The organism is Mesocryomonas lacus (assembly GCF_055730135.2).
Genome location: NZ_JBUZWE020000017.1, coordinates 24,532 through 43,930, shown reverse-complemented (window position 1 = coordinate 43,930; position 19,399 = coordinate 24,532). Strand labels below are relative to the sequence as shown.

General features: G+C 67.8%; 14 protein-coding genes and 1 pseudogene. 2 read left to right on the top strand and 13 right to left on the bottom strand.

Annotated elements, in window-relative coordinates; all coding sequences use genetic code 11:
* Positions 1-35 precede the first annotated feature (35 nt).
* The gene (locus ACZLZY_RS22250) at positions 36-1,034 is read left to right on the top strand and encodes an acetamidase/formamidase family protein (RefSeq protein WP_472936246.1); all 999 of its coding nucleotides are present in this window, start codon (positions 36-38) and stop codon (positions 1,032-1,034) included.
* Positions 1,035-1,196: 162 nt separating this feature from the next.
* Positions 1,197-2,951 carry a nitrilase-related carbon-nitrogen hydrolase gene (locus ACZLZY_RS22245; protein ID WP_472936245.1) on the top strand — a complete coding sequence of 585 codons (1,755 nt, stop codon included), beginning with the start codon at positions 1,197-1,199 and terminating at the stop codon, positions 2,949-2,951.
* A gap of 159 nt (positions 2,952-3,110) precedes the next feature.
* On the opposite strand, the gene ACZLZY_RS22240 is transcribed toward ACZLZY_RS22245, so the two are convergent.
* The 13 genes and pseudogenes from ACZLZY_RS22240 to ACZLZY_RS22180 all read right to left on the bottom strand — a co-directional run bounded on the left by ACZLZY_RS22240 (position 3,111) and on the right by ACZLZY_RS22180 (position 19,342).
* Positions 3,111-3,254, bottom strand: coding sequence for a hypothetical protein (locus tag ACZLZY_RS22240; protein WP_472936244.1), 144 nt, complete (start codon positions 3,252-3,254; stop codon positions 3,111-3,113).
* A gap of 72 nt (positions 3,255-3,326) precedes the next feature.
* Complete coding sequence (locus ACZLZY_RS22235) at positions 3,327-3,839, bottom strand: alpha/beta fold hydrolase (RefSeq protein ID WP_472936329.1); 513 nt, start codon at positions 3,837-3,839, stop codon at positions 3,327-3,329.
* A 59-nt stretch (positions 3,840-3,898) separates the two neighbouring features.
* Positions 3,899-4,231: pseudogene (locus tag ACZLZY_RS22230) on the bottom strand (alpha/beta fold hydrolase); the annotation flags it as partial.
* A gap of 397 nt (positions 4,232-4,628) precedes the next feature.
* Entirely contained in the window at positions 4,629-6,878 is a 2,250-nt protein-coding gene (locus tag ACZLZY_RS22225; RefSeq protein WP_472936324.1) for a glycosyltransferase, read from the bottom strand.
* A 14-nt stretch (positions 6,879-6,892) separates the two neighbouring features.
* Positions 6,893-10,135, bottom strand: a complete 3,243-nt coding sequence (locus ACZLZY_RS22220) for a glycosyltransferase (RefSeq protein WP_472936243.1) — start codon at positions 10,133-10,135, stop codon at positions 6,893-6,895.
* Positions 10,135-12,390 carry a UDP-galactopyranose mutase gene (gene glf, locus ACZLZY_RS22215; RefSeq protein WP_472936242.1) on the bottom strand — a complete coding sequence of 752 codons (2,256 nt, stop codon included), beginning with the start codon at positions 12,388-12,390 and terminating at the stop codon, positions 10,135-10,137. The genes ACZLZY_RS22220 and glf overlap by 1 nt, the downstream gene beginning before the upstream one ends.
* A 216-nt stretch (positions 12,391-12,606) precedes the next feature.
* Positions 12,607-13,770 (bottom strand): glycosyltransferase family 4 protein, encoded by a 1,164-nt coding sequence (locus ACZLZY_RS22210; RefSeq protein ID WP_472936241.1) that lies wholly within the window; start codon positions 13,768-13,770, stop codon positions 12,607-12,609.
* Between the two features lie 303 nt (positions 13,771-14,073).
* Positions 14,074-15,090: an ornithine cyclodeaminase family protein gene (locus ACZLZY_RS22205; RefSeq protein ID WP_472936240.1), complete on the bottom strand. Its 1,017-nt coding sequence runs from the start codon at positions 15,088-15,090 to the stop codon at positions 14,074-14,076.
* Complete coding sequence (locus tag ACZLZY_RS22200) at positions 15,087-16,295, bottom strand: LLM class flavin-dependent oxidoreductase (RefSeq protein ID WP_472936239.1); 1,209 nt, start codon at positions 16,293-16,295, stop codon at positions 15,087-15,089. The genes ACZLZY_RS22205 and ACZLZY_RS22200 overlap by 4 nt, the downstream gene beginning before the upstream one ends.
* A complete protein-coding gene (locus ACZLZY_RS22195) occupies positions 16,292-17,146 on the bottom strand; it encodes an LLM class flavin-dependent oxidoreductase (RefSeq protein ID WP_472936238.1) in 855 nt (284 codons plus the stop codon). The genes ACZLZY_RS22200 and ACZLZY_RS22195 overlap by 4 nt, the downstream gene beginning before the upstream one ends.
* A complete protein-coding gene (locus tag ACZLZY_RS22190; protein WP_472936237.1) occupies positions 17,143-18,078 on the bottom strand; it encodes an ABC transporter ATP-binding protein in 936 nt (311 codons plus the stop codon). Before ACZLZY_RS22190 ends, ACZLZY_RS22195 begins: the two co-directional genes overlap by 4 nt.
* Positions 18,075-18,722 carry an ABC transporter permease gene (locus tag ACZLZY_RS22185; protein WP_472936236.1) on the bottom strand — a complete coding sequence of 216 codons (648 nt, stop codon included), beginning with the start codon at positions 18,720-18,722 and terminating at the stop codon, positions 18,075-18,077. Before ACZLZY_RS22185 ends, ACZLZY_RS22190 begins: the two co-directional genes overlap by 4 nt.
* Positions 18,719-19,342 carry an ABC transporter permease gene (locus ACZLZY_RS22180; RefSeq protein ID WP_472936235.1) on the bottom strand — a complete coding sequence of 208 codons (624 nt, stop codon included), beginning with the start codon at positions 19,340-19,342 and terminating at the stop codon, positions 18,719-18,721. The genes ACZLZY_RS22185 and ACZLZY_RS22180 overlap by 4 nt, the downstream gene beginning before the upstream one ends.
* Positions 19,343-19,399: the final 57 nt, after the last annotated feature.

The window sequence follows — 19,399 nt, the reverse complement described above, 5'->3', positions numbered from 1 at the left end:
CGCCGGCAAAGCCGGGGATCAAAGAGGAGAGAACCATGAGCTGGTTGGAACAATCGATCATGGCCCGCCGCGGCGTCGCCGGGGGAAGGGCGGAGACGACGCACGCGATCACCGAGGCGAGCCAGGGCAAGTACCACTACGTCTACGGCGCCTTCGTCGAGCCGGTGCTGCGGGTCGATCCCGGCGCCGTCGTCTCGGCCGAGACGCACGACGCCTTCGAGGGCGCGATCAAGCACGAGACCGACAAGCCGAGCGAAATCCTGAACTTCCCCTTCCTCAACCCGCAGAACGGCCCGATCTGGGTCAATGGCGCAGAGAAGGGCGACACGCTTGCCGTCTACATCGAGAGCATCGTCCCCCGCGGCGAGCAGCCGCGCGGCACCACGGTGATCATGCCCGAATTCGGCGGCCTGGTGCCGACGCACGACACCGCGATGCTGACCGCGCCTCTGCCGGAGCGGGTGAAGAAAGTGCATGTCGACGCCGAGACCGGGGTCAAGTGGAACGACCGCATTACGCTGCCCTACGAGCCGTTCATCGGTACCATCGGCACGGCGCCGGAGATCGAGGCGATCTCCTCGCTCGTCCCCGACTATTACGGCGGCAACATGGATCTTCCGGACATCGGCCCGGGCGCGGTGATCTATCTCCCCGTCAACACCAAGGGCGCCTATCTCTACCTCGGCGACTGCCATGCCGCGCAGGGCGACGGCGAGCTCTGCGGCGTCGCCATCGAGCACCCGACGGTGACCACCATCCGCATCGACCTGATCAAGGGCTGGACCATCAAGACGCCGCGGCTGGAGAACGAGAAGTTCTACATGACCATCGGCTCGTCCCGGCCGATGGAGGATGCGACCCGCCAGGCCTATCGCGAGCTGATCCGATGGATGGCGGCCGATTTCGGCTTCGACGAGATCGACGCCTACATGCTTCTCACCCAGTGCGGCCGCGTCCGGCTCGGCAACATGGTCGACCCGAAATACACCGTCGGCGCCTCGCTGCTGAAGACCATCGCCGGCAGCCCCGCCTGATCCCACGCCGGCTCCGGGGGGGCGTGCCTCCCCCCGGAGCCGAAAGGCAGCAGTGTCCTCGCGCCAGCGGATGCCCGCCGCCCGCCGGGCTTTGACGGCTCCGAACCCTCCCATGTCCACTCGTCCGGCAGGCCAAGCCGCCGGCGCCGCCGGAGTGCGCCCATGACCTTTCCCGCCTACACCGCCGCCGCCGTGCAGTTCGAGCCGACGCTCGGCGCGAAGGCCGCCAACATCGACGGCCTGCTCGCGCTCGTCGAGGAGGCCGCGGGCAAGGGCGCAAAGCTCATCGTCACGCCCGAGATGGGCACCACGGGCTATTGCTGGTTCGACCGGGCCGAGGTGAAGTCGCAGGTCGAGCCGATCCCCGGCCCGACCACGGACCGCTTCGCCGAGGCCGCGCGGCGCCTTGGCGTCCACATCGTCATCGGCATGCCGGAGGTCGATCCGGCGAGCGACCTCTACTACAACTCGGCCGTGCTGATCGGCCTGGACGGGGTCATCGGCACCCACCGCAAGACGCATCCCTACATCTCCGAGCCGAAATGGGCGGCCTCCGGCGACCTCGGCCACCAGGTCTTCGACACCCCGCTCGGCCGGATCGCGCTCCTCATCTGCATGGACATCCACTTCGTCGAGACCGCGCGCCTGACCGCGCTCGGCCGTGCCGACGTGATCTGCCACATCTCCAACTGGCTGGCCGAGCGGACGCCGGCGCCCTACTGGATCAGCCGCGCCTTCGAGAACGGCTGCCATCTCGTCGAGAGCAACCGCTGGGGGCTGGAGCGCGGCGTGCAGTTCTCGGGCGGCTCCTGCGTCATCGCGCCGGACGCCGAGATCCTCGCTTCGGTCGACCATGGCGACGGCCTCGCGCTCGCGACCATCGACCCCGCGCATCCCGGCATCGGCAAGGTGTTCGGCGAGGCGGTCTTCGCGCAGCGCCGGCCGGCGCTCTACATGGAGCTGATGACCAACACGTTCAGCTGGAACCCCGGCGACTTCTTCGGCCTCTACGGCGAGAAGCCGCTGCCGGCCGGGCGCGTGGCGACGGTCGCCGCCGGACAGTTCGCCCCGACCGGCGATGCCGAGGTCAACCTCTCGCGCATCGCTACCCTCCTCGACGAGGCGAAGGCGTCCGGCGCCGAGCTCCTGGTGCTGCCGGAGCGCTGCCTGACCGGGCTCGGCGATCCCGAGGCGACCGCGGTGCCGCTGGACGGGCCTTTGGTCTTGGCCTTCCTCGACCGCGTGGCGGCGAGCGGCCTTCATGTGGTCGCCGGGCTCGCCGAGCGGGACGGGCAGGCTCTGTTCAACACGGCCATCGTCGCCGGGCCGCAGGGCCTGGTTGGCCGCTACCGCCAGACGCACCTTACCGCCGAGGACGCCGCCTGGGCGACGGCGGGCGACGATTTCGCCGTGTTCGACCTGGCTTTCGGCCGGCTCGGTCTGCTCATCGGTCACGACGCCGCCTTCCCGGAGGCGGGCCGGGTGCTGGCGCTGCGCGGCTGCGATGTCATCGCCTGCCCCTCGGCCTTCAAGGAGCGCTTCCATTTCGGCCATGCCGGCACGGCGGTGGCCCAGCCGGCGCCGATCCCGACCGGCGCCGATCCGCTACACTGGCACCATTTCCGGGTGCGGGCGGGCGAGAACAACTGCTACTTCGCCTTCGCCAATGTCGAGGATGCCGGCGCCGGCTATCCCGGCCTCAGCGGCGTCTTCGGCCCCGACAGCTTCGCCTTCCCCCGCAGCGAGACCGTCGTGTCCGGCAGTAGCCAGACGGGGGTCGCAGGAAACAGCCAACTGGCTGTTGCTGAGATAGACACCTCGACCCTTGGCGGGACCTACCCGACCAATGTCGTGCGCCGGAAAGACCTCGTCCTGATGCGCCAGCCTCATCATTATCGAGAGCTTATCGCGCGTTAAGGACGGCCCTTCGAGCCATCCAGGAAGTCCAAAAGGATCGCGTTCACCGCGTCCGGCCGCTCCTCTAGCGGAAGGTAGCCGCACTTGGCGATCGGCTCGGTCCTCAGGTAACCGCCATTGCTGTGCAGATGGCCGGTCTTGCCGCCGGAGGCGAACTCCTCAGAGCACCTTGGTCGGGCTGTCGATCTTCACGTGCTGGTCCTCGTGGTCCTGGCGCACGTCTTCCGCTGCCGCCAAAAGTCCACGAGCGTGCCGCGCATTGCGCCGTGCTGCTTGGAGCCCGTGCGTAGGTCGCGATGTCATCGGGGGCGTACCTGCGGGCCGTAGGTCCAGCCGGTGAGGTGATGCGGAGCCATTCCTCCTCGCACCCGGTAATCAGCTGCTTGGAAAGGTCGCGGACGGCGATCCTTCGCTGAAATGGGCGACCAGGCGCTCGGCGACTGCCGCCGGAGCCTCCCGCTGCGGGAAATGGCCGACGCCGGGAAGGACGACCATGTCGAACGGTCCGGTGAACTTCTGCGGCACGTTTTTACTGGCGGAGGGCGGGTTTACGCCGTCGACCTCGCCCTGGAAGTAGAGCGTCGGCAGCGACAGGGTCTTCGTCCCCCTCACCTTGTCTTCCAGCCATTGGCTGCGCGGGTCGGGCGCGGCCTCGTCCCAACGCGAGCGGTAGCTGTGAAGGGTGACCTCCGCCCAATCGGGGTTCTCGAACGAGCGCGCCACCGTCTCGAAGGTCGCCTCGTTGAACCAGCCGGCCGGCGACCAGTTCACCCAATGGATATGGGCAAAGCCTTTGCGGTCCTGGCGGACGGCCTCGGCACCGCGCTCGGTCGCCATGAACCAGTGATACCACTGCCGCTGCGCCTGCTCGAAGGGCGGCGTCGGCATGCCGCCGAGGCGCGGCGGCGTCGAGAGGAGCGCCAGGCGGCCGACGCGCTCGGACCAGCCGACCGCGAGCGCCTGGCAATGTTGGAGCCCCAGTCATGGCCCGCAACCGAAAAATCCACGATGCCCAGCGCATCCATCAGCGCAATCGCATCCAGCGCGAGCATGGCGCTGTTCGCGGTTCGCGGAGCCGCGGCGTTGCGAAAGCGCGTGTCGCCGAACCCCCGCAAGGTCGGCACGATGGTCCGAAGACCTGCGGCCTCGAAAGCCGGGACAACCCCATCCCAGGTCGAAGCGTCGTCCGGCCAGCCGTGCAGGAGAAGGACGGCGGGCGCCTCGGGATCGCCTGCCTCCACGTAGGAGATGTCGAGATCATCTGTGGTGATGTGGGGCATGTCACGGACTCGCGGCGAGAGGAGAGAATTGAAACGGTGCGACGATCCGGTCTGCGGGACGGATCGATGCGGTAAGAGCTGCTGACGATGGTGGGAACAGGGCTGGCTGACACGAGCCTTTTCGCGGCCCTCGGGCATCGCATCATCTTAGCGCCAGCTGGCCATCCGCTGCGGAACGATGGCTCCGAGCCCCTGGGCAGCTTTGCAGTTGCGATGGCGTGACGATCGAGGCGATATAAATCGTGCCAGCCGTTTCGCTTGGCTGAACGATGATACGGCATATGACGCCCATGCCAATCGCACGGTTTTGGCCGCTCTCACTGCCGAGACCGCCATCCTGTCGACAGCCAAACCGCTTCGAGCCCGGTCACAAATCCTATGTCAGGTACCTCTTTAATTACCTGAACAGCGAAGCTTGCTTCGCCAGTTCCCGGGCGAGGGGCTCGAACACATCACGCCCCGTTGACTGTCCCGATGCGAAATTTGCCAGTTGCAGGAGGCCGTTCGGGCAGTAGCGCTCGTCGTCCCAGCCGGGATGGTCGAGCACAGGATAGAGGCAGATGCCCTCGACTGGCACGCCGGCGCGCATCGCCGCCCGCACCTCGGCACAGATATAGGCGAGCCATTCCGGCCGGCGACTTCCCTCGATGCCGGTCTCGGCAACGAAGATCGGCCGGCCGTAGCGCGCGAAGGTCTCGATGAGGATGCGGCGGAAAGGCTTGTAGAGGGGGTGGCCGACATCGATCGGCGGGCCGCCATGGATCCACTGGTTGTTCGAGTAGTAGTTGACGCCGACGATGTCGAGCAGCGCCGGCCGTCCGCCGATCTGCGGCCAAGCGTGGCCGGCGAGCATGTCCCAGGCCTGGAACTGCGCCTGGCGGTGGCCCTCGGCGGCAGGGGCATCGTAGGGCCGGCCGGGATCGCAGATGACGTTGATCACCGGGTCGGCATGGACGAAGCGTGCCGCCGGCACGACGGCGAGGATTGCTTCCATCGCGGCGATCGAGGCGCGGGCAAGCTGCACCTTCAATTCGTGGCCGCGGCCGCGGGCGAAGGGGTTGAGGTAGGACGCGTCGCCGCCGCCCCAGGCGAAGAAGGAGATCTCGTTGACCGGGGCGAAGAACGGCACGCCATCGGTCTCGGCGGCGATGACCTCCGCGGCCGCCGCAGCGAAGGCGGCAAAGCGCGGCGGGAAGTCCGGGCCCCAGATGTCGAGATCGTCCGGCCAGCCATAGTGCAGGATGTCCCAGATCACCTGCATGCCGGTGGCGCGGCTGGCGGCGAGTTGGGCGCACAGGCTCGCGAAATCGTAGGTGCCTGGCACCGTCTCGATGAGGTGCCAGCGCAGCCCGTCCCGCACGGTCAGGATGCCGTGTCGCTGCAGCAAGCGGAAATCGCTCTCCGCCTCCGCGTCGTGGCGGGTGGCGGCGATCATGTCGAGCCGGCGACGGTCGTGCGCACGGCGGTGTGTCGAGGACTCGAAGCCCCCGTGGAAGAAGCTTTGGAACAGCGTTGGCGCAACAGCCTCGGCGTGTCGTTCGGCCAGCACCTCGTTGAACAGCGCCTGCCATTGCTGCACCACGACGGCGGTCGCGTAGGTCTCCTCAACCTTTGCCCGCAATCCCTGGCCGAGCCGACTGCGGAGGTCGGCATCGCCGAGAAGGCGCAGCACACTGGCAGCGACGGCGGCGGGGTCTTCGTGCGGCACGAACAGGCCAGTCTCGCCGTCCGTCACCTGCTGCAGCGTGCCGTTATCGGCGGTGAGGACGACCGGCAGGCCGGCGGCGCCGGCCTCGGCAACGACGTGCGGCATGCCCTCGCCGCGCGACAGCCAGACGAAGACGTCGAGCGCGGACAGCAGCTGCGGAATATCGGGGCGATCGCCGAGAAAGCGCAGCGCCGTGCCGAGGCCTGCCGCGGTCGCACGGGCCTTCAGCGTCTCGGCATAGTCCGGCATGAAGGCGTCTGGCCCGCCGATGACGAGAAAGCGGGCGTCCGGACGCGCCTTCAGCACCAGCGCTGCGGCGTCGATGAAGTCCTCGACGCGCTTCTTTGGATCGAGCCGGCCGACCCAGCCGATCAGCGGCACGCCCTCAGCGATGCCGAGCGCCTGTCGCGTCGGTGCGCGGGCTGACCTATCGAAGGCGGCGAGGTCGACCATTGACGGAATTTCGAGCGCGTGTTCCTCCCGCCCGGGCATGCGGCCGGCCGCGGCGTCGCGGATTGAGCGGCAGACCCCGACATAGCGCGCCGTCAGGTGTTTTGGCCCACCCAGCGCCTCGGAAACGAGGCCGCCATGCTCGATCAACGGCGGCCGGAGGTGCAGTCGCTCCAGCGCCGGATAGATGTCGGCGACGTTCTGGCAGGAAACGACGATGTCGTAGCCGGGAATTTTGCCGGCGAGGTAGGACACCGTGTCCTCGAACGAGAGCGTGTAGGGCGTGCGGTCGACGTCGATGCCGAGCGCCTCAAGCTGGGCATGCGTCTGCTCCGGCATGTTCGGCATGCGAAAGCAGGCAATGACGTCGATCTGGGTGTGGCGGCGGTCGAGATGCTCGGCCAGGAGCCGGACCTCGGTCTCCTCGCCGCCCACCACCAGCCAGGCGAAGACGAAGAGGATGCGGATCGGCGCCGCCTCTTCGTCCATGACGGCGATCGACATCAGTCCTGCACCTTGAAGACGATCTGCAGGAAGTCCGGCCGCTCGTCGACGAGATGCTTCAGGAAGCGCGGCGCGTCGTCGAACGGCACGACCTGGGTGATCATCTCGGCGACGATATCGCTGCCGCGCTCCTGCAGGAGGCCGATCGTCTCGGCGGCAAGGCGGCGGCGGTTCCAGGCGAAACCGAGGCCGCGTGGCACACGGTTGATCTGGGCGCAACGGATGGCGAGGCCGTTGTGGTGGAACTCCTCGCCGAGCCGCACCGCTTCGGCGCCGCCCTGGTAGAAGGCGAGGTCGATGACCGAGCCTTGCGGCCGCAACGCCTGCAGGGCCGCGTGGAGGCTCCGCGCATCGGCGCGCGTCTGGAAGACGACGTCGGCGCCACGGTCGCCGCCACCATGGTGCCAGTTGGCCTTTGCATGGTTCCAGGCCTGGGCCTCGTCCATGGCGGTAAAGCCAAGCGCCTCGGCCTTCGCGCGGCGGAACGGCGACGGGTCGGCGATCACCACCTCGGTTGCCCCGGCCCGCGCGGCGAACAGAGCGGTGAGAAGTCCGACGACGCCCGCCCCGATGACCAGCGCCGGCCGGCCGGTCAGGCTCTCGCCGAGACGGGTGACGTTGGCGCCGCCGAGCTCGGCGTCGGCATGCAGGATGCCGTTCGCCGCGATCGGGCCCATCTGCGCGACGTAGATGCCGAGGATCGGGTCGATGTCGCCGGGCACCGGGATCAGCACCTCGTGGAACGGGTCGGCGGTATGGCCGGACTTATGGCCATAGGCCGAGGCGACAGTGGCCCCGACGGGAAAGGCCGGCTGCCGGCTCTCGCAGACGCGCGCGACCTCCATGTAGCCGAGGAACGGCACCGGAAAATGCTGGCCTGCCTCGCCCGGTACGAACACGCCGCGGCCGCCGTCCCAGCGCGAGTGCAGGTAGGGATTGGTGTTCTTGTAGAAGGTCAGCTCGGTGCCGGCGGAAAAGCCGGTGTAGAGCGTCTCGAGCCGCACCTGTGCCTCGTTCGGCGGGCCCTCGTCATAGCCGAAAAAATAGGCCTCGCCAGGCCGCTCGACACCCAGCGACCGGACTTCCCGGTGACCATGGCGCGGCTCTGGCGCCGGCCTCGGCTGGTGCTGCAGTGGGGCATAGGTCATCGCGGGAGTGCCGCTCGGCGACAGCTTGACCGGCGCGCCCGTCCGGGCGGATTCGACGACGGCGAGCGCAAGGCGGTGCGAGCGCAGCGCCTCGGCATAGGGCGAACGGATGCGGTTCTCGCCGCCCTTCACGGCATCGATGAAGTCGCGGTCCTCGCGCCAGACCGGATCGCCGTCGGCGCCGCGCACCGGACGGCCGCGGCCGGTATCGACCATGATGTCGCGGTCGGTCAGCTCGATCGCGAGCTTGTCGGCGAAGATGTGCAGGCCGACACGGTGGCTCCAGCCGAGGAGACACGTGGAGGAGAGGTTCGCGACGACGCCGGAGGCGAAGGTGAGGTTCGCCGTGGTGACCGTCGCCACGTCGAGGCCCGGAAACTCCGGCCGGTCGATCTGGCTGGCGCGGCCATAGACCTCCTCGACTTCGCCGACGAGAAAGCGGGCGAGATCGAGGAGATGCGTCGCCTGCTCGATCATCTGCCCGCCAGAGCGGTCCTCATGCCACCACCATTGCGGCGGCGGCGTGGAATCCAGCCAGTAGCCGGAGAGCAGCTGCGCCGGGTTTTGGGCCAGCAAGCCCCGCGCTTCGTCGACGGTGTCGAGATAGCGCCAGTGATAGCCGACGGCAGTGACGAGGCCTTTTTCCGCGACGGCCGCGGCGATCTCCTCCGCGGTCGCAAGGTCGAGCGAGACCGGCTTCTCGACGAAGAACGGCAAGCCGCGGGCAATCGCCGCCCGCTCCGGCGCGCCGTGCGCGAAGGGCGGAATGCAGATGAACAGCGCGTCGAGCTCGACGGCCGCCAGCATCGCATCGTGGTCGGCAAAGGCTTTGGCGCCGAAACGCGCTGCAGTTTCCGTGGCGCGGGCAAGGTCCGTGTCGGCGAAGGCGACGACGGCGACGTCGTCAAAGCTTTCGAGCACACCGAGATGGCGGTGGGCGATGCCGCCGGCGCCGATAAAGCCAATTCTGATGGGGTGCATGGAAACGTCCTGGTCAGGGGTCGATAAGGTGTCGCGGTAAAGGCGGCGGGTGGCATCGGCCATCGCCGAGGCCTGGAACTCGCGGCGGAAACGTGCCTCTCCGGCAATGCCGGCAGCGTGGGCCTTGGCGCCATCGGACAGCGCCCCGACGATCGCCGTGGCCAGCGCCAGGCCGTCGCCCGGCGGCACCAGCCAGCCGGTGACGCCGTCCTCCACCGCTTCGGCTGTGCCGCCGATCGCCGTGCCTACCACCGGCACGCCAGCGGCCATCGCCTCCAGCACCACCAGCGGCAGGCCCTCGAAGAACGAGGGCAGCACGAACAGATCGGCGGCGGCAAGGAGATCGCCGACATCGCCGCGCTGCCCCAGCAGCCGGACCGCGCCGGAGAGCCCGAGGCGGGCAATGTCGGCCTCGATCGCCGGCTGCAACGGCCCGGTGCCGGCCAGCAGCAGGATGACGTCCGGATGCGCCGCGCGGATCGCTGGCAGCGCCGAGATCAGGACGTCATGGCCCTTCTGTTCGGTAAAGCGTGCGACGGTCAGCAGAACGGGCGCGTCGTCGGAGATGCCGAGCGCGATGCGCGTCTCGCGCCGGCCGCGCACGGCCTTCCTTGGCTCGACCCCGTTGGGAATGGTCGCCAGGCGATCGTCGGAAAGGCCGGCGATGCGGAAACTGTCGGCTGCCGCCTGCGAGACACAGACGAGCCGGTCGACCAGCGCAAGGCCCTCGGCGTGCGTTCTCGCCTGACCGGGGTCGGTGATGACGTAAGGCAGGTGTTCGGTGCGCAAAACCGTCCGCACGCCCGCATCGCGGCCGATCCGGGCGAGCAGATGCCCTTCCCAGCCGATGCCGGCATGGATGTGCAGAATGTCGATGCGGGCTCGCTGCAGCCAGCGCGTGAAATCGGCGGGATCGTTGATGGCCCGCGCCGTAAGGTCCCTGGAGGCTGCTGCATCGAGCAGGCCCGATGCAGCGTCTGCGGCGATCAACACCTCCATCTCGCCCGACAACTCGCCTGCGAGAAGCAGCATGTGCGCGCCGACGCCCGAGGGTTCGAGGCTATCCGTCGCCAGGCAGACGCGCAGGCGCCTGCGTGCAGCACCGTCCGGCATCAAGCTGTCGGACTGGCAGCGGCACCTGCGCTGACGGGAGCACCCGCCCGCTGTGCTGTCATCCGGCGGTAGGTGGCGAGAGCCTGACCGACCACCTGGTCCATGTTGTAGTAACGGTAGGTCGCCAACCGCCCGACGAAGCTGACGTCCGGCCGCGACGCCGCCAACGCCTCGTACTGCCGGTAGATCGCCTGGTTCTCGGCACGCGGGACGGGATAGTAGGGATCGCCCTCGTCACACGGAAATTCGTAGGTTAGGCTGGTCTTCGGATGGATCTGGCCGGTGAGGTGCTTGTACTCGGTGATCCGCGTGTAGGGCACGTCCTCCGACGGGTAGTTCACAACGCCGACAGGTTGGAAGCGCTCGCTATCGTGGGTTTCATGACGGAAGGCCAAGCAACGATAGGGCAGCTTGCCGAAACGGTAGTCGAAGAACTCGTCGATCGGGCCCGTGAAGACCGTATGCTCTGCCGCAACATCACCGAGATCGCGGAAGTCGACGGATGTTTCGACCGTGATGCCCGGATGATCCAGCATCCGCTTGAACATCGCCGTGTAGCCTTCGGCCGGCATGGCCTGAAAACTGTCCTGGAAATAGCGGTCGTCGGTGCTGGTCCGGGTCGGCACGCGCGCGGTGACCGACTTGTCGAGCTCCGAGGGGTCGAGGCCCCACTGCTTGCGGGTATAGCCGCGGAAGAAGGTCTCGTAGAGCTCACGCCCGACTGCGGCGACGACGACATCCTCGGACGTGCGGACAGTCTCGACCGTCTCGGCGCGCGCCGCAAGGAAAGCCGCCGCGGCGCTCTCGTCGGCGAGGTCGAGGCCGTAGAGGAGGTTCAAGGTCGTGCGGTTGATCGGCATCGGCAGGAGTTTGTCGCCGACGCGCGCCAGCACGCGGTGCTCGTAAGGACGCCAAGCCGTAAAGCGCGAGAGGTAGTCGACCACCTGCTGGCTGTTGGTGTGGAAGATATGCGGACCGTAGCGGTGCACCAGCACGCCCGCCTCATCGAGATGATCATAGGCATTGCCGGCGATGTGATCGCGGCGATCGACGACCAGCACGCGCTTGCCGGAGCCCGCGGCCAGCCGCTCGGCCAGCACCGCGCCAGCAAAACCTGCGCCGACGACCAGCACGTCGTAGCCCGGACGGCTCGTGGTGCGAACCGCCGGGGCGGCCGGACGCTCGTCATTGGCCGCGTCCGCCCGCGCCGCACGGGCACGCTGAACCGCCGCGCCGACGAGCCTGTCCATTGCGGCAAACGTGCGGTCCCAGGAGATGTCGGCAAGCACGGCATCGGCGGCATCCCGCCAGGTACCAGCCGGCGGCAAGGCGAGCGCCGCCTCGCAGCCGGCGATGAATTCAGCCGGCGAGTTCGCCACCGATACAGCGTCGAGCGCGCCGTAATGGCGCACGACGTCGGTGATCGCTGTTGAGACGACGGGAACGCCGCCAGCAAGATATTCCGGCGTCTTGGTCGGGCTGATGAAGCGGGTCGCCTCGTTGATCGCGAACGGCATCAGCGCGACATCCCAGCCGGCGAGGTAGGCTGGCAGTTCAGCATAGGAACGGTTGCCGAGCCAGTGGATGTTCGGTCGGCGCGGCAGGCTGGCGGGATCGATCTTGGCGATCGGGCCGATCATCACGATCGACCAGTCCGGCCGCGCCGTCGCAACAGCCTCGATCAGCGCCAGATCGATCCGCTCGTCGATGACGCCGAAGAAGCCGAGAACCGGGCCCGTAAATGCAGCCTGATCGGCCGGCACGATGGCACGGTTCTCGCGGGCAGTTCCGAAATGCGCCGCATCGACTGCCGAAGGGAACGCGTGGACCGAGGCGTGCAGATGGCGCTTTGCCTCGTAGAGGCTGTATCCGCCGGTGAAGACGACGTCAGCCCGGGCCAACAGATCGCGTTCTTGCTGCTGCAGCCGCGGATCGGCAAAGCGGAAGCCGGCGAGTTCGTCCATGCAGTCGTAGACGACGGCGGCCGACGGCAGCGTCCCGGCGAAGGCGAACATCATCGGCGTATAGAACCACAACACCGGCGGCGTGGTCATGCTGGTCTCAACGAGCATGTCCAGCAGTTGCCGCAGGCCGGCTTCGCGTTCCGCCTCGTTCCACCAATGCGGCAGCCGGGGCCGCAACGCGATGACGTTGTCGGCGGGGAACGGATGATATTCTAGATAGGGCAAGGGGTGGTCACACCCGATCGGCTCCTCGAAGAAGAAGACCCGCCGTCCCGCAGCAAAACGGCGCATAAGATGCTGTGGCCGCTGCAGGACAAAGTCCCAACGAAGATGGGAGAAGCATATAACCGGAGACTTGTCAGTAAACTTTGTATCGACAGCGCTGACGTCTACTAATCCGGAGTTATAGTGCGTAGGCTTCGACAAGGGGAAGTTCTCTCGTAAGCAGGTGAAACTGAACCGCAGGGGTGGAAGACGCGTTCCTGTACGAAAGCGTACGTAATCGGCTTATTGGCGTTGTGGTAAAAACGGCTGGAGGCGTTCGATTGTCCGAGGCCAGGTCCAGTGGTCGAGAACGGCTTGTCGCGGCGCGAACCTTGCAGTGTCCGCCAGCATCGCCGTGATGGCTTCGGCAAAGTCGCTGGCTTCAGCGACGCCTCCCGTCGTCGGCAGAATGAACTGTCGGCCACAGCTCAACTGGGCATTGGCGAGGACCGGCAGGCCCGCCAGCATGTACTCGGTGATGATCGCCGGCGCGCCGTCGTCGACGCCGCAGACGACCCCGATGCGAGCGCGGTTCATCAGCCGGTTGACCTCCTCGAAAGGCACGCCTGGCGGGCCGACGAAGTCGACATCGAGGCCGCTCTCCTCCGCGCGATGGCGGAGTTCGCCGGCCATCTCGCCGTAGCCGAAGACGCAGAGTGTGCGCAGCGAGCGCGGCAGCCGCTCCAGCGCGTCGAACAGGATGTCGTGCCGCTTGTAGGGCTGTGCCGCGGCGACATAGATGATGTCGTAGTCCTTCGGCAGGCCGAGGGGGCGAAACGTCAGCGGGTCGGCAAATTCCGGGCCGATCGGCATGATCGCCGTCGCCATGCCGGGATGACGCTCCTCGACTTCCTGGCTCTGCCATTCGGCACCGGTGAGGACGAGGTCGAAGAGCCCGCTGACCTCCGGCGGCACCCGCAGTGCCGGCGCGTCGATCGAGTTGTAGACCTTGAAGCTGTTGCCGCAGGCGCGGAGAATGTGGGCATCGACGCCGAGGCCGTAGACGCAGAGGATATGCGGCGCGCCATTGGCTTCGAGGAAGCCCAGCATGTCGCTGGAGCCGAAGGGTGCCGGTTCGCGGTCCAGCTGGAAACTGCGGCGCGACAGCAGCGAGCCGTCTCGGCGGAACCGGTCGCCGCCGTCGCTCCTCCGGTGGTGCCAGATTTCCGCGTAGTCGACGATGCCGGACTTGATGCAGGCCAGCGGCAACCGCTCGAGATAGCCGCCGATGACGTCGAGGTTTTCGCGCGCACGAGAAACCTCCTCGGCCGGCGCGAAAGCCTCTTCCTGATTGCTGCCGTCAGCACCCGTCGCAGCCGACGCTTCGGAATTTCGGGGAGGGGTGTTGTCGACGAAATCGCTGATGACGACGATCGACGGCACCTTCGTCAGCGGCAGCGCCGTCATGCCTCCCTCCGATGCAGCGCTCCAACTGTCTGCAAACGGCTGGCTATAGGGATGCCAGCAGGGTCGTCCTCTCTGACAAAGCGCGAATAAATCATGCCAAGCGTTCTCCTCGGCACTGCAAGGAGCCGCCGGTCGGCAGTGTTCCGGCGACCGGACTGTCCATTTACCTCGGGCGTTCACAAATCCGTGTTGTTGGCGCTAGAGCGTCGTGGAAAAGCTGAGACTCTCTCCGCTGAACTCGACCTGTTCTGGCGAGAAGGCCCCGTCAGTCGCCGCTTAAGCGCATCGGCACGGCTCGCTGCCTCAGGCGAACCGCAACCTTGTCCCGATGCCGGCCGTCCCAGCTTTCTGCAGGATCGCGGCGCCAAGGGCGATGTCGCTGAGCGACAGCCCGCGATGCCAGAACAGAATGGTCTCGTCGTCGCTTTCGCGTCCGGGTTTCAGGCCGGCGATAATCTGCCCGAGCTCGGCATGCAAAGTTTCCGCCGAGAGCTTGCCGGCCTCGACATGGGCGCGGAGCGATCCGAACTTGCCGCCCTTGCACTGGCCCCAATCGTCGACCACGAGCTTCGACATGATGTCGGTCAGCGACAGTTCCACCGCGCTCATCGTGCCGTAGGGCACCACCAGTGCGCCTGGCTTGATCCATTCGGTGAGGAGCAAGGGCTCCGGTGCGGGCAAGCGCGACGCCTCGACGACGATGTCCGCGCCCTCGATGCAGCTTTGCCAGTCCGTGGTCACGATAACGGGCTTGCCGAGATCGCGCTCGAGCTTGGCGGCAAACGCCTCGCGGCTTTCCGGGCGGCGGGAATGGATGCGGATCTCGTCGAAGTCGAACTCGTGGTCGAGCAGCCGCACGTTCCAGTAGGCCGTGCCGCGCGCGCCGATGTGCCCCAGCACCTTCGAGCCCTTGCGGGCGAGATGCCGCGCGCCGAGCGCGGTGACGGCGCCGGTGCGCATGTCGGTGATCGCGGTGGCATCGAGAATCGCCTTCGGCGCGCCGGTGCGGGGATCGAAGAGGTTGAGGACGCCGAACTCCGACGGCAGGTTCTGTTTGTAGTTGTCGACGAAGTCGCCGACGACCTTCACCCCGGCAAGGCCGAGCGGCGCGACGTAGCCGCGCAGCACGTTGAAGTGGCCGTGAAACGCCGGATCCGGCTCGAGGTGGACACGCGGCTCGATCACCGTCTCGCGGCGCCCTTGCGCCCCGAGGCCTGCCTCTACGGCAGAGAGGATCTCCGCATCGGTCAGCTTCAGAGCCTCGATGTCGAGAGCGTTGAGGTAGTCGATATAGATGGGATCGTGAGGGGTATCGGTCATGCGGGATGTCCTCGAGGGGAAGGCGGGGTGGGGAGGCCGAGGCGCTGGCGCAGACTGCCGCCATCGGATTGCTCGGAGACGAGGCCACGGCGGCGGAGTTCGAGCAGGACGAGCCGCACGAAATCCTCGAGGCCGCCGGGGAAGAACGGCGCCATCACGTTGAAGCCGTCGGCGGCGCCGGCCTCGAAACGCTCCTGCATCGCGTCGGCGATATCCTTGGGCGTGCCGATCACCTGCCAGTGGCCGCGCGCGCCGGCGAACTGCCGGGCAAGGTCCCGGATCGACAGGCCGTCGCGGCGGGCGAGATCGACCATCAGCTGCTGCCGGCTCTGCATGCCGGCATTGGCGGGCATGTCGGGCAGCGGCCCGTCGAGGGAATGCTCGCGGAGGTCGGGCAGGCTGAGATAGCTCGCCAGCAGCGCGACGCCGACGGCATCCGGGATCAGCTGCTGCAGCGTCTCGTATTTCGCCCGGGCCGCCTCGCGTGTCTCTGCAACGTAAGGGCAGACGCCGGGCATGACGATGAGATCGGCCTCCCCGCGGCCGAAACGCGGCAGGAGATCCTTCAAGGCGCGAAGGCCGTTGCGGGACTCGTCGAGGGTCTGTGCCGCGGTGAACACCACTTCCGCGGTGCGGGCGGCGAGCGCCCGCCCGGCCTCGGAGGCGCCGGCCTGGACGATCAGCGGCCTTTCGATTCCCCTGGCCGTCCAGTAGCCCATCGCCGCGTCGATGAAGCTTTCCGCCCGGGCGTAGCGTTCTGCCGGGGGGCGCAGGCTAGTACCGAAGTTGGCCGCCTCGAGCTCGCTCGCCGAGGTCACGAGGTTCCAGCCGCCGCGACCGCCGCTGACATGCTGCAGCGTCCCGAGCGAACGGGCGAGGGTGTCGGGCTCGTTGTAGCTGGTGGAGGCGGTCGAGACGAGACCGATGCGGCGTGTCTGGGGCGCCAGCGCCGCCAGCAGGCTGAGCGGCTCGAACGTCGTCGACCGCGCCGCCTGCGCGGCGATCTCCGGATCGCACTCGCGGATCGCCGCCGCGTCCTCGAGGAAGAGAAGGTCGAAGCCAGCACTCTCCGCCAGCCGCGCCATCGCGGCGAAATGCGGCAGATCGATCCCGGCACGGGCCTCCGCATCCGGATGCCGCCACGAGGCGATGTGGTGGCCACCGGCCATCAGGAAGGCGCCGAGCTTCATGCGGCGAACGGTCATCGGCGGCTCCCGGCAGGGGGCGTCCGCCGCTTGACCAAGCCGAGCCGGGCGCGGAGCGTCATCGCCTCATCAGTGCCGCCGAGCCTGTCGCTTGACGAGAGGAAGCTCCGTATAGAAGACGCCGATCCTTCCAGCAGCAGCCCGTCAGCCCCGCCGGACGGGGAGGGTGCGGGGCCTGCCTGTGCGATTGGCCAGACTTCGAGCAGGCGCACCGCCGCCCGGTCTCGTCCTGCCTCGGTCAGCATGGCTTCGATCCTGGTGGCGTCGATCCCGTCCTGTCCGGTCCGGAAGACGATCACGTCGGCATGGCCTGTCGCGAGCCTCAGCGTTTTCGGGCACGGCTCGATGACGACGAGCGGACTCCCCTGCGGCGAGGGGTTCACGTTGAGCGGTCCCCGGACGGAAAAGCGCGGCCCTTCATGACCGAGCACCTGCATCTTCGCCGGATCGAAGACCCGGCCTGCCGCCTTGTCGTAGGCGAAGGCGTCCGGCGCCCAGCTCTGCCAGAGAGCGGCGACCACGGTGAGATACTCCGCATCGTCTTCGGTCAGGCCCTGAACCGCCCAACCGGAGCGACCCGCGGTGAGGAGATCGAGCGAGGCGAAGCGGCGGGCGAGATTGTAGGGCCGGTGGCTGCCGGGATCGGCGGCGGCGACGATGCCGATGCGCTTTGTCTCGCCGGCCAAAGCCGAGGCGAGCATCGTCTCGTCGAGATCCGAGGGCGTGTGGCCGCTCAGCTGGATGAAATCCACACCGCGGGCCTCCGCCATCAGCACGAGATCGCGAAGCTCGGCAAAAGGGGTTTCCGTGCCGGCGTTGATCGACAGGGCAAGGATGGGGACAGGGGTCACAGGGCGAAGATCGCGTCGCGCGTCAGGCGGCCGACGGGTGTCCCGTCAATGTCGACGACCGCAAGCTCGCTGGCGTTCGCACTGACCATCAGCGCCAGCGCATCGCGCAGGTTCGCCGTGCTGGCCACGGCGCTGGCGCCCGCCGGCGCCGTCTCCGCGGGCGTCATCGCCTGGGCAACCGTGAACAGCCCGAGCCGTCTGATGGCGCGGTCAACGCCGACGAAGCTCTCGACGAAGGCATCGGCGGGCCGCGACAGGACGGCGTCGGGCGTATCGTACTGGACGATCCGCCCGGCTCGCATCAGCGCGATCCGGTCGCCGAGGCGGATCGCCTCGTCGAGATCGTGGGTGACGAGCACGACGGTCTTCTTCACCCGCTGCAGGATCTGCCGGAACTCGTCCTGCAGCCGCGCCCGGGCGATCGGGTCCAGCGCACCGAAAGGCTCGTCCATCAGGAGCACCGGCGGGTCGACCGCCAGCGCCCGGGCAACGCCGACGCGCTGGCGCTGGCCGCCGGACAATTGCCGGGGATAGCGGTCGCGCATTGCCGCCGGATCGAGGCCGACGAGGTGCAGCAGTTCCTCGACGCGCGGCCGGATTCGGGTCTCCGCCCAGCCGAGCAGGCGCGGCACGGCGGCGATGTTCTCGCCGATGGTCATGTGTGGGAACAGGCCGACCTGCTGGATGACGTAGCCGATGCCGCGCCGCAAGGTGACGGGATCGACCGACGCGATGTCGCGGCCGGCAACGCGGATACTGCCGGCGTTCGGGTCGATCAGCCGGTTGATCATGCGCATCGTGGTGGTCTTGCCGCAGCCGGACGGGCCGATCAGCGCGACCGTCTCGCCCTCGGCGACCTCGAGCGAGAGATCGTCCACCGCGGCGCCGCTTGTTCCCTCGAAGCGCTTGAAGACATGGCTCATCTGGATCATGCGGTGGCACTTTCGGGAAAGAAGGTCTTCTCGATCCGGCCGAGGATCAGCTCGGAGCCGAGCGCCAGGATCGCGATCGGCACCGCGCCGACGAGGAGGCGCGACATGTCCATCATGCCGATGCCGACCGCGATGAAGTCGCCGAGCCCGCCGCCGCCGATGAAGGGGGCGAGCGTCGCGCCGGCCAGCACCTGCACCGATGCCGTCCGCGCGCCGGCAAACATGGCGGGCGCCGCCAGCGGCAAGCGGATGCGGCGCAGTACCTCGTTCTCGGTCATGCCCATGCCGGTCGCCGCCTCGACCGCATCCGGGTCGACATCGCGCAGGCCAACGAAGGTGTTGATCAGGATCGGCGGCAAGGCGAGCACGATCAGCGCCACCACGGTCGGCCACAGGCCGATGCCGATCAGCGGCATCATGAGGGCGAGGATGGCAAGGCTCGGCACCGTCCGCAGGGCGTTGACGGCGTTGACCACGGGCACGGCGAGCTTGCGGTGGCGGATGATGAGGATCGCCAGAGGAAAGCCGATGGCGAGCGCGACCAGCATCGCGACCGAGGACATAACGAGATGGCGGCCGAGCGCCTGGCCGAACGTGTCGGGGTGCTCCCAGATCCAGGCGAAGGCGCCGGTGACGATGGTCATGCGGGTCGCCAGCGGGACAGAAGTTTCTCCCCGCGGCCGAGGATGATGTCCATGCCGGTCGCAAGGGCTGCGGTCAGGAGGGCGCCGACGAGGATCTTCTCGATATGGTCCTGGTCGAGGCCGGTGAGGATGATCGTGCCGAGACCACCCCCATCGATGAAGGCGGCGACCGTCGCGATGCCGATCACCGTGACGAGGGCGATGCGCAGGCCCGAGACGATGAGCGGCAGGGCCAGCGGCAGCTCGATCCGCAGCAGGCGCTGGGTGCGGCTGTAGCCCATCCCGTCCGCGGCATCGAGCACCTCGGCCGGCACGCCGCGCAGGCCCGTGACGACATTGCGCAGAAGGATCAGCAGGCAATAGGAGGAGAGGCCGGTGATCGCCGGCGCGGCGCCGAGGCCCATGATCGGGATCAGCAGCGCAAACAGAGCAAGGCTCGGGATGACGAAGATGATCCCGGTGATCGTCAGCACGAGCGCGTAGAGCCTCGGCCGTCGGGCGCAGACGATGCCGAGCGCCAGCGCGATCGCAAAGCCGATCGCAACGGATGAGAAGGACAAAGCGAGATGCTCCCAGAGCGCCTCGAGGATTTCCGGAAGATGACGGGGTGCCCAGGTCAAACGCGCGCAGTCCGAGAGAATTCGGCGCGGGATCGATCCCGCGCCGCCAAGGGAGCC

What these genes read in the sequence shown, in the direction of transcription:
- ACZLZY_RS22220 (WP_472936243.1), bottom strand. Translation starts at nt 10,135, where the DNA reads ATGCCGGACGGTGCTGCACGCAGGCGCCTGCGCGTCTGCCTGGCGACG.
- ACZLZY_RS22205 (WP_472936240.1), bottom strand. Translation starts at nt 15,090, where the DNA reads ATGACCGATACCCCTCACGATCCCATCTATATCGACTACCTCAACGCT.
- glf (WP_472936242.1), bottom strand. Translation starts at nt 12,390, where the DNA reads ATGCGCCGTTTTGCTGCGGGACGGCGGGTCTTCTTCTTCGAGGAGCCG.
- ACZLZY_RS22225 (WP_472936324.1), bottom strand. Translation starts at nt 6,878, where the DNA reads ATGGACGAAGAGGCGGCGCCGATCCGCATCCTCTTCGTCTTCGCCTGG.
- ACZLZY_RS22190 (WP_472936237.1), bottom strand. Translation starts at nt 18,078, where the DNA reads ATGATCCAGATGAGCCATGTCTTCAAGCGCTTCGAGGGAACAAGCGGC.
- ACZLZY_RS22210 (WP_472936241.1), bottom strand. Translation starts at nt 13,770, where the DNA reads ATGACGGCGCTGCCGCTGACGAAGGTGCCGTCGATCGTCGTCATCAGC.
- ACZLZY_RS22245 (WP_472936245.1), top strand. Translation starts at nt 1,197, where the DNA reads ATGACCTTTCCCGCCTACACCGCCGCCGCCGTGCAGTTCGAGCCGACG.
- ACZLZY_RS22185 (WP_472936236.1), bottom strand. Translation starts at nt 18,722, where the DNA reads ATGACCATCGTCACCGGCGCCTTCGCCTGGATCTGGGAGCACCCCGAC.
- ACZLZY_RS22250 (WP_472936246.1), top strand. Translation starts at nt 36, where the DNA reads ATGAGCTGGTTGGAACAATCGATCATGGCCCGCCGCGGCGTCGCCGGG.
- ACZLZY_RS22240 (WP_472936244.1), bottom strand. Translation starts at nt 3,254, where the DNA reads ATGACATCGCGACCTACGCACGGGCTCCAAGCAGCACGGCGCAATGCG.
- ACZLZY_RS22235 (WP_472936329.1), bottom strand. Translation starts at nt 3,839, where the DNA reads ATGCCGACGCCGCCCTTCGAGCAGGCGCAGCGGCAGTGGTATCACTGG.
- ACZLZY_RS22200 (WP_472936239.1), bottom strand. Translation starts at nt 16,295, where the DNA reads ATGACCGTTCGCCGCATGAAGCTCGGCGCCTTCCTGATGGCCGGTGGC.